This window comes from Pontibacter sp. HSC-14F20 (genome assembly GCF_019599265.1).
GTDB lineage: Bacteria > Bacteroidota > Bacteroidia > Cytophagales > Hymenobacteraceae > Pontibacter.
The window spans coordinates 203329-216372 of the sequence record NZ_JAHZTC010000001.1 but is presented as its reverse complement, the minus strand read 5'-3'; the positions used below and the strand labels follow the sequence as shown (position 1 = coordinate 216372).

Sequence of the window (13044 nt, the reverse complement as noted above, 5' to 3'; positions counted from 1 at the left end):
TTAGCCTATCCCTAAAGTCTTATTTTAACCCAATTTTAATCTTGCATAATTTCATTTTTTCTTAACCACTTAAAATACTGGACCGTATTGTTGAATTGAATTCCGCACACATTTCTTTAAAGCTTTACCTCATCTACTTGCAAAAAACAAACAAAATCATGGAAGAGAAAGATATGAATAAGCCTCAGTCCAATCACGTAAACGAAAACAGTAAAGACAAACAATTAGAACACTTCCGGGAAGACGGCAAGGACCAGTATATGACCACTGACCAGGGCTTACGCATCAACCACACCGACGACTCGCTTAAAGCCGGGCAGCGCGGTCCGACTTTGATGGAAGACTTCCACTTCCGTGAAAAAATGACCCACCTCGACCATGAGTCTATACCTGAGCGAGTGGTGCATGCACGCGGCTCAGCGGCTCATGGGTACTTCCAGCCGTACGACAGTTCGCTCAAGCAGTACACTAAAGCCAGGTTTCTGACTGACCCGAACACTAAGACGCCGGTATTTGTACGGTTTTCGACTGTAGTAGGCTCCCGGGGCTCTGCTGACACAGTGCGCGATGTGCGCGGCTTTGCAACAAAATTCTACACAGAAGAAGGCAATTACGACCTGGTTGGCAACAACATTCCGGTTTTCTTTATACAGGACGGCATCAAATTCCCGGATCTGGTGCATTCCATTAAGCCAGAGGCTGACAACGAAATGCCACAGGCCTCGGCCGCGCACGACACCTTCTGGGATTTTGCCTCGCTGATGCCGGAGACGACGCACATGCTCATGTGGGTGCTGTCGGACAGGGCTATACCGCGTAGCTTCCGGATGATGGACGGCTTTGGTGTGCATACTTTCCGGTTTGTAAACGAACAGGGCAAGGGTACGTTTGTGAAATTTCACTGGCGGCCTACTTATGGTGCCCACTCACTGGTATGGGACGAAGCTCAGAAACTGGCCGGAAAAGATCCTGATTGGCTGCGCCGCGACCTGTGGGAGTCCATCGAAATGGGTGATTATCCGGAGTTTGAGCTGTCGGTGCAGCTGGTGCCGGAAGAAGATGAATTCAAATACGATTTCGACCTGCTCGATGCGACCAAAATTATACCTGAAGAACTGGTGCCACGCCGGCCGGTGGGTAAAATGGTACTCAACCGCAACCCCGACAATTTCTTTGCTGAAACAGAGCAGGTGGCCTTTCACCCCGGAAACCTGGTGCCTGGTATAGACGTGACCAACGACCCATTGCTGCAGGGACGCCTTTTTTCTTACCTCGATACGCAACTCAACCGCTTTACAAGTGTTAATTTCACGGAGGTGCCAATTAACAGGCCGGTTGTGCCGGTGCACAACCACCACGGAGCAGGCTTTATGAAAATGACGATTGGCAAAGGCAAGGCAAACTACTGGCCCAACTCGATTGGCAATGGCTGCCCGATGATGGCCCCTGAAAACATGGGTGGTTACGTGCACTACATGGAAAAAGTGGAGGGACACAAAATCCGCGCGCGTAGCGAAAGCTTTAACGACCACTACAGCCAGGCCACTCTGTTCTGGAACTCCCTTACAGAGCCTGAGAAAGAGCACCTGGTGTCTGCTGCACACTTTGAATTAGGCAAGGTAGAGAACAAAGAAATCCGCAGAAGACAGGTAGCCAATTTTTACAAAGTAGACCCGCAGTTTGCTGCGCTGGTGGCGGCAGGTATAGGCATCGAAATGCCAGTGGACCAGGATGCGGAGTCAACAGGAAATTATGTAGAAGATACCGCTTCTCAGAAAATCAGCAAAGGCAAGTCGGTGCAGGAATCGCCGACGGTGAGTATGGAGAAAAACAAGGTTGAAACCGCCAAATCCAGAAGAGTCGCCATCCTGATAGAAGACGGCTTTGATTACAATGAGGTGATGCAGGTGAAGGAGTCTATTGAAGCTGCCGGCGCACATGCCAAAATTGTGTCGAAGCTTCAGGGCAAGCGCATCTCCAGTACCGGCCAGGAACTGGAAGTAGACAAGAGCCATGTAACGACAGGTTCTATTATGTTCGATGCCGTTTATATTCCGGATGGTGAGAAGAGTGTACGCAAGATGATGGGCCTGGGTGATGCGCTTCACTTTGTGAGCGAAGCGTTCAAACACTGCAAACCCATTGCCACCTCAGGCTTCGGTATAAATCTGCTGGAGAGAGCTTTTGTGATGGGCGTAAACTTCGCCGAAAAGGAATCGGGCAAAGTGGTGTCGCATAGCGGCGTAGTCACAGCGGGCAGCGATGCCGATGCCGGTGAATTTGCCAAAAATTTCCTTGAGGCGATCAAAAAACACCGCCATTGGGACCGCGAACGCCATATGACACCTGCTTAAGAATTTTAATGTTTGTTATTGATTGTTTGTTTGGGCAAGAGCCGCGAGTTTCGCGGCTTTTGCTTTTTTAGGAGAAGCAGTTATGCCGGCCTTACTCAGGGAGTGAATTACCTACCCTAGCCCTTCCTTTTGTAGAGAACTCTTACCCCCAAACAGGAGGGGAACTTTCTGGTGCTCTTAATTCATCAGGTATAGCTTAGTAGCTGAGATTTCGTGTGCATCATTTACATCCCCCTGCCCCTTCAAAGAGGGAATCTCCGTAACTGCCAGTTGTTAGGTATAGCTTCGTCGCAGACACCACTGGCAGGTATAACAAGACTAACCTGCACGCTAGCTACGAAGGTATAGCTCAACCAGGTGCACCTTTTGACACTCCACTGTTGGGGGTGAAGGGGTCCCCCTGTCAAGAGCGTTCAGCGAGTGGGGGTAGGGGGCCCTCGATTTGGAGGGTCTTGACTTTTTTGCCTACTGGGGCTAGGGGCCCGCCGCACAGGCGAAGCTACAAAGCAACACAGGTCGCTATACCTGCAACAGCAGTAGCAACAAAGCTAAGTGTAGGGATAGGGATAGGTATAACCATACCCACACCAACTCCAAAAACCATTATCTTTACAAGCACCCTTCACACAAAAGATGTCAAAACACAGCTATACCTTAAAAGCCGCAACGCTGGCCCTGTCACTGACCTTACTGAGCGGCTGCAGCAAGGGCCCGGCCAGCAGCGCCTATACCTTGCCGGTAGAAACCGGCGTGTCCCGTAAGTTAGCGGAGCACCGTAACCAGACACTCCGCAATGTGCAGTATGATATTAAGCTGCAAATACCGGAAGGGAAAGAGGCACCTTTACCTGCTACAGAAATTATCTCGTTTGACCTAACAAATTTGAGTCAGCCACTGCAGATCGACTTTAAAGAGAAGCAGGAAAATGTCTTGCTGGTAAAAGTGAACGGTAAGGAAATTCCGACCCTATTCGAGAACGAGCATATTGTGATTCAGCCACGCTACCTGCAGGAGGGCCGGAATCAGGTAGAGATCGACTTCACGGCAGGTAATCTTTCGCTCAACCGCAACGAGAACTTCCTCTATACCTTGCTCGTGCCGGACCGCGCCCGCACCGTGTTTCCCTGCTTAGATCAGCCTGATCTGAAAGCCGTGTTTAAGCTCACGCTCACCTTGCCACAAAACTGGAAAGCACTGGCCAATGCACCGTTGCAGGACTCGGTGCTGACGGGCGCAACCAAGACTTATACCTACCTGCCTTCCGATACGATACCGACATATCTCTTTTCTTTTGTGGCCGGTGATTTCAGGAAAGTGAGTAACAGCGACAGGGGCCGCACCATGCATTTTTACCACCGCGAAACCGATCAGGACAAGCTTAAAAGTGTAGACCCGATCTTCAGCATCCACCGCGATGCGCTGGCCTTTATGGAGAATTATACCCGGATCTCCTACCCTTTCCAGAAGTTCGATTTCGTGGCTATACCTGATTTCCAGTACGGCGGCATGGAGCACGTCGGTGCAATCGACTACAAGGCTTCTACCCTGTTTTTGGACGAAGGTGCTACAAAAGATCAACTGGTAGCACGCTCTAACCTGATCGCGCACGAAACAGCGCACATGTGGTTTGGCGACCTCGTGACCATGCGCTGGTTCAACGACGTGTGGATGAAAGAAGTGTTTGCCAACTTCATGGCCGATAAGATCTCCAGGACGACGGTGAAAGACAGCAATTACGACCTCAAGTTTCTGATCGACCACTTCCCGGCCGCCTACAGCGTGGATCGCACGGCCGGCGCCAACCCGATCCGGCAGGAACTGCCCAACCTGCAGGATGCCGGCTCACTTTACGGGCATATCATCTACCACAAGGCTCCCATCATGATGCGGCAGCTGGAGCGATTGATGGGCGAAAAAGCTTTTCAGGAAGGGCTACAGGTATACCTGAAAACTTACGCCAACAGCAATGCCACCTGGCCGCAACTCATCGAAATACTGGACGCCCGTACGTCCGTGGATTTACAGGCCTGGAATCAGGTATGGGTGAACGAACCGGGGCGGCCGGTATTTGACTACGACTTGCAAGTGACAGACGGTAAGATCAGCTTCTTCACGATCACCCAGAAAGCCGAAGACAGCTCGGACCGCCTATGGCCACAGCTCTTCGAGGTCGCACTGGTGTATGCAGACAGCGTGCAGGAGCTCACCGTGAATATGGACGATGCAGCTGTGGAACTGACAGAAGCGATCGGCAAACGCATACCACTAAATGTGCTGTTCAATTCTTCGGGGCAGGGTTATGGCGTGTTTCCGGTGGACCTGCGTTACCGAGCGGGCATTAGCCAGAGCATAGCTAACCCGGTGATGCGTGCTGCCGTGTATATCAACCTTTACGAAAATATGCTCAATGACAGAAAGGTTACCCCTGACCTCCTGCTGCCTATCACGTTGGTAGAGTCAGGTATGGAAACAGATGAATTGAACCTGAAGCTGCTGACGGGATATCTGAGCGATACCTTCTGGAGATTTACAACTCCTGAAAGACGCACAGTGATTGCACCTGACTTGGAGAAAAAACTGTGGGAGGCGATGGAGGAACAGAAATCGGACAATGCTAAAAAGCTGCTCTTCAAAGCTTACCAAAGCATCGCTCTGACCAGAGAGGCACAGGATCGGTTGCACCAGGTATGGGAATTCCAGAAAGCCCCTGCTAGCGTGAACCTGAATGAAGACGACTATACCTCCCTAGCCCTCTCGCTGGCCGTACAGGACTATCCAAACGCCGCAGGTATACTGCAAAAGCAACTGGCCCGTATCAAAAACCCGGACCGGCAGAAGCGTTTGCAGTTCCTGATGCCGGCCCTGTCGGGTGAAGAACAGGTGCGCGATACTTTTTTTGCCTCGCTCAAAGACCGCAGTAACCGCGACAAGGAAGCCTGGGTAGGCGCTGCGCTCTTATACCTGCACCATCCGCTGCGGGCTGCTTCTTCAGAAAAATACCTGCGCGAGAGCCTGGAACTGGTAGAAGAAATTCAGCTGACCGGCGACATTTTCTTCCCAACCAACTGGCTGCAGTCAACTTTCGGCTATTACCAGACACCGACTGCCACCGAAACAATTCGCACGTTTTTGGCTGAGCACCCGGATTACAACCCTAAGCTGAAAGGTAAGATTCTACAGGCTGCCGACCATGTATACCGGGCAAATTCAATTATCGGTAAAAAGTAGGTACAGTAAACAGTTATCGGTATCTCGTAGGGATAGGTTGCGACCTTTCCGAATCGTGCACCAAACAATCAACCATTTAGGAATTCAGCCATTCAATTGAAAAACAAAAAGCCCGCTACTAACGCAGCGGGCTTTTCAATTACAGGAAATGACTTCCTTCAATTCAGAACTTACATATCCAGCACAATTGCGAATATGAGCGGCGCTACGATGGTAGCGTCTGACTCGATCATATACTTCGGTGTGTCTTTGCCGAGTTTGCCCCAGGTAATCTTCTCATTTGGCACAGCGCCTGAGTAAGAGCCGTAGCTGGTCGTAGAGTCGGAGATCTGAGCAAAATAGCCCCAAAGCGGAACACCTGTGCGCTGCAGATCCTGGTGCAGCATCGGCACCACGCAGATCGGGAAGTCACCAGCTATACCGCCGCCAACCTGGAAGAAGCCTATTGTGGACTCCTCTTTCGCATTCTGGGTATACCAGTCAGCCAGGAACATCATGTACTGTATACCTGTGCGCATTGTATGCACATTCTTGATGTCGCCGCTGATCACGTGGCCGGCGTAAATGTTACCCAAAGTAGAGTCTTCCCAGCCCGGGCAGATAATCGGAAGATTCTTTTTAGCAGCTTCCAGCATCCAGCTGTTTTTCGGGTCGATCTGGTAGTACTGCTCCAGGTCACCTGACAACAGGATCTGATAGAAGAACTCGTGCGGGAAATAAGACTTGCCTTCCTGGTCAGCTTTCTCCCAGAACTTCAGCACCGTGTGCTCGATACGACGCATTGCTTCCTCTTCAGGTATACAGGTATCGGTTACGCGGTTCATGTGGCGGCTAAGCAGGTCTTCCTCATCGGCAGCTGACAGCTCACGGTAATGCGGTACGCGCTCATAAAAATCGTGCGCTACCAGGTTGAAGATATCCTCCTCGAGGTTGGCACCGGTACAAGAGATCGCGTGCACTTTGTCCTGACGGATCATCTCAGCCAGGATGATGCCCAGCTCAGCTGTAGACATGGCGCCTGCCAGCGTGATCATCATTTTGCCCCCGTTGTTGAGGTGCGTCTTATATCCTTCGGCAGCGTCGATGAGCGAAGCGGCGTTGAAGTGCTTGTAGTGCTTCTTTAAAAAATTAGATACTTCCATTTCCTTGTGTTTATGCTGTTTACTGATTCGTGTTTATACTCCTGCAACTCTCTATGAGTTAAAAAAATATGTACTCCGGCAAAGATAAGCTTTAAAATGACATCCCTGCCCCTCCCTACTCCGATACCAACTTTAGCCCGATAATGGAGCCAATGAGCAGGAAGATGAAGAACAGTCGCCAGAAATCGGCCGGCTCCTTGTAGAGGATCATACCGACGATAACCGTACCCACCGCGCCTATACCTGTCCAGACAGCGTAGGCGGTGCCCATGGGGATGGTTTGGATGGCTTTGTTAAGCAGGAAAAAGCTGAAAGAGATGCAGATGAAGAAGCCGACTGACCACTTCAGCACACTAAAGTTGTTCGATAGCTTGAGGCAGGTAGTAAACCCGATCTCAAACATGCCCGCAATGATTAAGTACAACCAGCCCATTTTTCCTTTTTTGACAAAGGTCGGGACTCAGTGGCAGAAGAAAATTAACAAATGTTAAAAAATCACCGGACTTCTGCCCGAATGCGACTAAGGGTAACCTGCGTAACGCCCAGGTATGAGGCAATCTGGTTAAGCGGCACGCGCTGGATCAGGCCGGGATTCTGCTGGAGCAGAGCCGTGTAGCGCTCGGTGGCTGACTGGAACTGAAAAACCATGAAACGCTCTTCTGTTTTGATAAGTTCGTATTCGGCCAACTTGCGGCCCCAGTTAGCCAGTTCGATATTGGTCAGGTATAGGTCCTGCAGGCGGGCCAGGTCAATGGCATGTACGACCGCGTTTTCGAGCAGCTCTACGGTTTCATAGCCGGGCTTGTTGGCTACATAGCTGTAGTACGAGAAAACAAGATCACTTTCGGCACCAAACCAGAAGGTCACTTCTTGATCGTTGCGGTAGCAGAAGGCGCGCGCGATGCCCCGTTCAATAAAGAACACCTTGTGGCTCACCTCCCCCTCCCGGAAAAGGATATGGCCTTTGGGCAACTCCTGCCGCTGCATAAGCGCCGTGAGCTGTCCAAAGGTTTTATCAGAAATGGGGTATAATTGCCGGATGGCCTGTTCGATGGTCTGCACCATGTGCGCTATACCTGAGGTTACTTGGCCGGTTTCTCGATGATGAGGTTGTGATTGGTGTAGATGCAGATGTCGGCAGCGATGTTAAGACTTTCGCGGACCATTTCTTCTGCTGTCAGGTGCGGGGCGTGCTTTTTGAGGGCCAGCGCAGCTGCGTGGGCAAACATGCTGCCCGAGCCGATCGCGGCGATCTGGTTGTCGGGCTCCAGCACGTCGCCGGTACCGGAAATGATGAGCAGCTCCTCTTTGTTAGCCACTACCATCATGGCCTCTAGCTTACGCAGGTACTGGTCTTTTCGCCAGTCTTTAGCCAGTTCAATGGCGGCACGTTTCATGTTGCTCTGGTAGGCGTTCAGCTTTTCCTCAAATCGCTCGAGCAGCGTGAAGGCATCGGCTGTAGAGCCTGCGAAGCCTGTCACGATTTTGCCGTCAAGCAGCTTGCGGATCTTTCTAACATTGCTTTTGGCGATGTGCTTGTCCATGGTAGCCTGTCCGTCGGCGCCTACGCATACTTCTCCGTTGTGGTATATACCTACTACTGTAGTCGATCTTATTTTTGCCATGGTTGTGTTTAGGTTTATGTGAAGGTATACGGTTATACCTTAAAATGCTTGTGCTATAGCCAGGGCATCTGCAAACAAAAAGCCAAAGGTATAGCAGCCGACAAATTGTCGGTTTGCTGCGGCTTTAGCAAGCAATACATTTGTAGAAGAAACCGTACCTTGCAGAACAGGAGCATTTGTGTCAGGTATAGCCGTGGCCGGTCGCTCTGTTAATCCATTTCGTATGCTGACATTTTTCAGGTTATGGAAGCTTGCCTTTAGCCGGCAGAACACGATTCTGGCAGGTCGTCTACGCACCTTTCTTACGCTCCTGCGCATTTACGCTCAGGCCAAGTTCAGCAAAAAAACAGATGGTCCCATTCAACTGCAACTGGAAGGCTTTACAGTAACCGGGTATAACTACGTAACTCTGACCGAACTCTACACCGATATTTTCATCAAACAGGTATACCGTTTCGCGAGTACATCGACTCAACCATTTATTGTAGACTGCGGTGCGAACATAGGTATGGCAGTGCTGTATTTTAAGCAGCTATACCCCGACAGCGAGGTAAGGGCTTATGAAGCAAATCCTGATGCCTTTGCCCTGCTGCAGCAAAATGTAACAGCGAATAAACTGAAGGGTGTGCGCTTGTTTAACTATGTGTTATCGGATACCAACGGTGAAGTAGACTTTTATATACCTGCCGCCACCGCCGGACTAAACGGTTCCCTGAATCCATTCATTGCCAAGGGTACAAAGCAGCGCCTGCCGGCCTACAGACTATCGGGTCTATTGCCTGAAAACAGTGTCATTGATTTTGTGAAAGTGGATATAGAAGGAGCAGAATTTAATCTTTTAAGCGACTTGAGCGAATCGGGCCGGTTGAACGATATACAGCAGCTCGTGGTGGAACTGCATTCGAGCAGTGAGGAAATGCAACAGAAATACAACAGGCTGCTCAACATTTTTGGTACAGCATATAGGCATGATCCCGCAAGCGACCAGTATACCCTGAATTTTCCGCATGTCCTTAAATTTACCAGAAAAAGCCTGTCTTTGAACACACACAAATAGGCACCTGGCGGCAAAGTTTGCTGTAGAGCTGAAAATGCGATAATTTTACATCAAAAACCGACGATATGAGCAAAGCAAACTGGGTAACAGTTAAGGAATACGAAGACATTACCTACAAGAAATGCAATGGCGTGGCCCGCATCGCCTTTAACCGGCCAAATGTGCGCAACGCCTTCCGCCCGAAAACTGTGGGCGAACTGTTCGAGGCTTTCCTGGATGCCCGTGAAGACACCTCCATTGGGGTGGTGCTTTTCTCGGCTGAAGGCCCTTCTACCAAGGACGGGGTTTACTCTTTCTGCAGCGGCGGCGACCAGAATGCCCGCGGTCACCAGGGCTATGTGGACGATGCCGGTATGCCGCGCCTGAATATTCTGGAGGTGCAGCGCCTGATCCGCTTTATGCCTAAGGTGGTGATTGCGGTGGTGCCGGGTTGGGCCGTTGGTGGCGGGCACTCGCTGCACGTGGTATGCGACCTCACGTTGGCCAGCAAAGAGCACGCGATCTTCAAGCAAACGGATGCCGATGTCACCAGCTTCGACGGTGGCTACGGTTCAGCTTATCTGGCCAAAATGGTGGGCCAGAAACGCGCCCGTGAGATCTTCTTCCTGGGCCGCAACTACTCTGCACAGGATGCTTACGACATGGGTATGGTGAATGCGGTAATCCCGCACGACGAACTGGAAGATACGGCCTACGAGTGGGCACAGGAAATTCTGGCCAAGTCCCCTACTTCGATCAAGATGCTTAAGTTTGCCTTCAACCTCACAGACGATGGCATGGTGGGTCAGCAAGTGTTCGCTGGCGAAGCCACACGCTTGGCTTACATGACCGACGAAGCCAAAGAGGGACGCAACGCCTTCCTGGAGAAGCGTAAGCCGGATTTTTCGGATATTAAGTGGATTCCGTAGGGTATAGCCATAAGGTATAGTAATATAAAAGCCGCTCTGTTGAAGAGCGGCTTTTTTTGTTTTCTGCTGGAGTGCGGTTGCAGATAAATTCAATTTATAGCCTTATTAAAAGAACATTTAAAAGACTGAAACCCTACAAATACTTACTACTTAACTCAAGTTGCGTGATACTTCACGGGTTATAAAAAAATCTGTTCTGCCAGCGGCTGCTGTACGTTTTAAAGTTTGCGAACCTCCTAAACCGTAACAGCCATGACAGAACAGACCATTACAATATACTGCTTCATCGACGATTTCTTCCATGCCGTTGGCAGAAAAGATGATGCGCATTGCAAAATAAATGACGCCGAGCTCCTGACCACGGCTCTGCTCTCAGCCCGCTACTTCCATGGCAACCTGTGGTGGGCCTACGGCTACATGCAGGCCCACCACGGGGTGAGAAAGATCGACAAGTCGGGCTTTACCCGCCGTCTGCACGGCCTCAAGGAGCAGTTGCTGGCCCTTTTCTCAGCCCTGGGGCAAAGTCTGAAAGAGCTCAACACCACCTGCGCTTACCTGATCGACTCCTTCCCGGTGGCTGTGTGCGACAACATCCGCATCCCCTGCTGTCACCTGCTCCAGTCAGAGGCCTATAGGGGCAAGTGCGTCAGCAAGCGACGCTACTTCTATGGTTTCCGCATCCAGGTCATCACCACCTTGGACGGGGTGCCGGTCCAGTTCTACATTCATGCCGGCTCTTTTGCCGACATCACCGCCTTCAAAGCCATGGAACTGGACCTGCCCCAGGACAGCCAACTTTATGCCGATGCCGCCTACACCTGCTATGAGGTGGAGGACCTGCTCGGGGAATGCGAGCAGATTGAGCTCCGCTGCTGCCGCAAATCCAACAGCAAGCGCAAGGACGAACCACATATAACCTTTCTCAAGGATTACTACCGAAAGCGTATTGAAACCACTTTCTCAGGCATTACCGGCTTCTTCCCTAAGAAAATCCATGCCGTCACAGCCGAAGGTTTCATCCTAAAGCTCATCCTCTTTATCTTCGCCTATACCCTAGCTCAGGTCATTGACTAGCTCGCAACTTGAGTTACTTATAAATCATGCATATTAAGCATGTATAAACGTGTACACCCGTTTTACCCGGTTATACACGCTTAATTAACTCTTGTACACTATAATTTCTGAACAAATTACGCTTCCTATACTCTCATACATATTAGAAATACACAATTACTTTCATTATTAGAGCATGTAATCTCAAGCGAAGGTAAAATGAATAGAAATTTCTATATCGTAACACTGGTACTTATCTTCTGTTCCTGCATAAACTCGTTCGGACAGAATAAAACAATCAGTGGTAGAATAGTTGACGAGCATATGAATCCACTTGCAGACGCAGTGATACAAACTTTGGATTCGGTGTTTACGGCAAGAGCAGATAAGGATGGAAACTATGTGCTCACGGTCCCTAATAAAACAAAAAGAATAAAAGCTTGGGCCGTTGGAATGGAGACAGAAGTATTCAAACTTTCCAATAATTGTAAATTTAATTTAATCTTATTAGATGACATTATCGCTGAATTCGAAACGGTAGAAGAGCATCAAGAACGATACAAAAAGCGGAAGCGTGAATTGCCAAGACTTTATAAGGAAGCAATAAATTAAGGTATAATTAGTGAAAACAAACCCTGAAGCTAACAACTAAGGCTTCGTTGGGTACGGAGTGCCCACAATGAAGCCGTGGTTGCACCTAACCGGGCGACGCATTATGGGTTTTAAGTCGGAAGAGGCTTGCCGCTGAACTATTTCTTTGGGCTATCTGGTTACGTGTGATTCCAAAAGATAGCCCTTATCCGCTGCTTTTTAAAACCAGCTACCGAAGGTTTAGTGCAACTTGGAATTGCCGTAATGGGAGGACTTGCTTCATTCAACCTCAGCCCATCTAATTCCCCTTCGGCAATGCAAGACCATTACCCTAAATTCAATAATTCATTTTGTAAAAGAACAAATTAATCGTATTCGACATTGATGGTACTTTAACTGACAGTGTTAAACAACATCAGAAAGCATTCTCTGAAGTATTGTTCGAATTTGGTGTGGGAGATAAAAAACTGAAGTTTAATTAAATAGCAGGTGCCAAAAAGCTTCTTAAGTCGCTAGACAGCTGTTCTGAATATGGGTTTTGCTTTGCAACAGGTTCGCTAAGAAGACCGGCTGAACATAAATTAAAGTCAATCGGAATAAAATTTGAGGAATGGCAACTAGTCGCTTCGGACAAACTGCACGAAAGGGAAAGAATTATAGCGCAAGCCATCATGAACTCGTCTATGTATTATCAAGTCCACAATTTTGAAAAAGTTATTTCTGTTGGTGATGGTTTATGGGACTTTATTTCAGCTAAAAACCTCGGTCTGGAGTTTATCGGATTTGGCACCGCTAATCAGAAAATGCTTCTTGAAAATGGGGCACAGATAATCTGTAATGACTTAACCGAATTTGAATTAAGGGTCAAGATCGCTGGAGGTAATAAGGCACACGCTTGATGCATACTATAGTACTGTTTTAAACATCTTGCCATTTAAAATTAGATAGTTCGAGTACACAACAGGTTTTCAAGTCCGAATCAACTTCCTCCCACATCTCACCTAAAATATAATACCACAAGTCATGCATCGCTATATCAATCGTATGCGTGTGGCGCGGTTGCCGGCATAAGGTGGAGAACATGCA

General features: G+C 49.2%; 12 protein-coding genes. 8 read left to right on the top strand and 4 right to left on the bottom strand.

The annotated features are described in order from the left end of the window. Positions 1-158 precede the first annotated feature (158 nt). Both K3G39_RS00985 and K3G39_RS00980 read left to right on the top strand, forming a co-directional pair. A complete protein-coding gene (locus K3G39_RS00985) occupies positions 159-2354 on the top strand; it encodes a catalase (protein WP_220624292.1) in 2196 nt (731 codons plus the stop codon). Between the two features lie 633 nt (positions 2355-2987). After that, a complete protein-coding gene (locus K3G39_RS00980) occupies positions 2988-5582 on the top strand; it encodes a M1 family aminopeptidase (RefSeq protein ID WP_220624291.1) in 2595 nt (864 codons plus the stop codon). A 170-nt stretch (positions 5583-5752) separates the two neighbouring features. Here K3G39_RS00980 and K3G39_RS00975 read toward each other — a convergent pair whose 3' ends face one another. The 4 genes from K3G39_RS00975 to hslV all read right to left on the bottom strand — a co-directional run bounded on the left by K3G39_RS00975 (position 5753) and on the right by hslV (position 8349). After that, entirely contained in the window at positions 5753-6724 is a 972-nt protein-coding gene (locus K3G39_RS00975) for a deoxyhypusine synthase family protein (RefSeq protein ID WP_220624290.1), read from the bottom strand. Positions 6725-6839: 115 nt separating this feature from the next. Next, positions 6840-7157 (bottom strand): multidrug efflux SMR transporter, encoded by a 318-nt coding sequence (locus K3G39_RS00970; protein ID WP_220624289.1) that lies wholly within the window; start codon positions 7155-7157, stop codon positions 6840-6842. Positions 7158-7219: 62 nt separating this feature from the next. Beyond that, positions 7220-7789: a Crp/Fnr family transcriptional regulator gene (locus K3G39_RS00965; RefSeq protein ID WP_220624288.1), complete on the bottom strand. Its 570-nt coding sequence runs from the start codon at positions 7787-7789 to the stop codon at positions 7220-7222. A gap of 17 nt (positions 7790-7806) precedes the next feature. Then, positions 7807-8349 (bottom strand): ATP-dependent protease subunit HslV, encoded by a 543-nt coding sequence (hslV, locus tag K3G39_RS00960; RefSeq protein WP_220624287.1) that lies wholly within the window; start codon positions 8347-8349, stop codon positions 7807-7809. A gap of 223 nt (positions 8350-8572) precedes the next feature. Here hslV and K3G39_RS00955 point away from each other — a divergent pair, with 223 nt between their 5' ends. From K3G39_RS00955 to K3G39_RS00930, 6 genes are all read left to right on the top strand, one after another. Further along, a complete protein-coding gene (locus tag K3G39_RS00955; protein WP_220624286.1) occupies positions 8573-9406 on the top strand; it encodes an FkbM family methyltransferase in 834 nt (277 codons plus the stop codon). 65 nt (positions 9407-9471) lie between these two features. Further along, positions 9472-10314 carry a 1,4-dihydroxy-2-naphthoyl-CoA synthase gene (locus tag K3G39_RS00950; protein ID WP_220624285.1) on the top strand — a complete coding sequence of 281 codons (843 nt, stop codon included), beginning with the start codon at positions 9472-9474 and terminating at the stop codon, positions 10312-10314. Positions 10315-10566: 252 nt separating this feature from the next. Further along, a complete protein-coding gene (locus K3G39_RS00945; RefSeq protein WP_220624284.1) occupies positions 10567-11388 on the top strand; it encodes an IS982 family transposase in 822 nt (273 codons plus the stop codon). Positions 11389-11586: 198 nt separating this feature from the next. Next, positions 11587-11979, top strand: coding sequence for a carboxypeptidase regulatory-like domain-containing protein (locus K3G39_RS00940; protein ID WP_255593705.1), 393 nt, complete (start codon positions 11587-11589; stop codon positions 11977-11979). Positions 11980-12326: 347 nt separating this feature from the next. Further along, on the top strand, positions 12327-12440 hold the full coding sequence (locus K3G39_RS21105; RefSeq protein WP_220624605.1) for an HAD hydrolase-like protein: 114 nt from the start codon (positions 12327-12329) through the stop codon (positions 12438-12440). Positions 12441-12629: 189 nt separating this feature from the next. Then, a complete protein-coding gene (locus K3G39_RS00930; RefSeq protein ID WP_220624282.1) occupies positions 12630-12857 on the top strand; it encodes a hypothetical protein in 228 nt (75 codons plus the stop codon). The last annotated feature ends 187 nt before the right edge of the window (positions 12858-13044 follow it).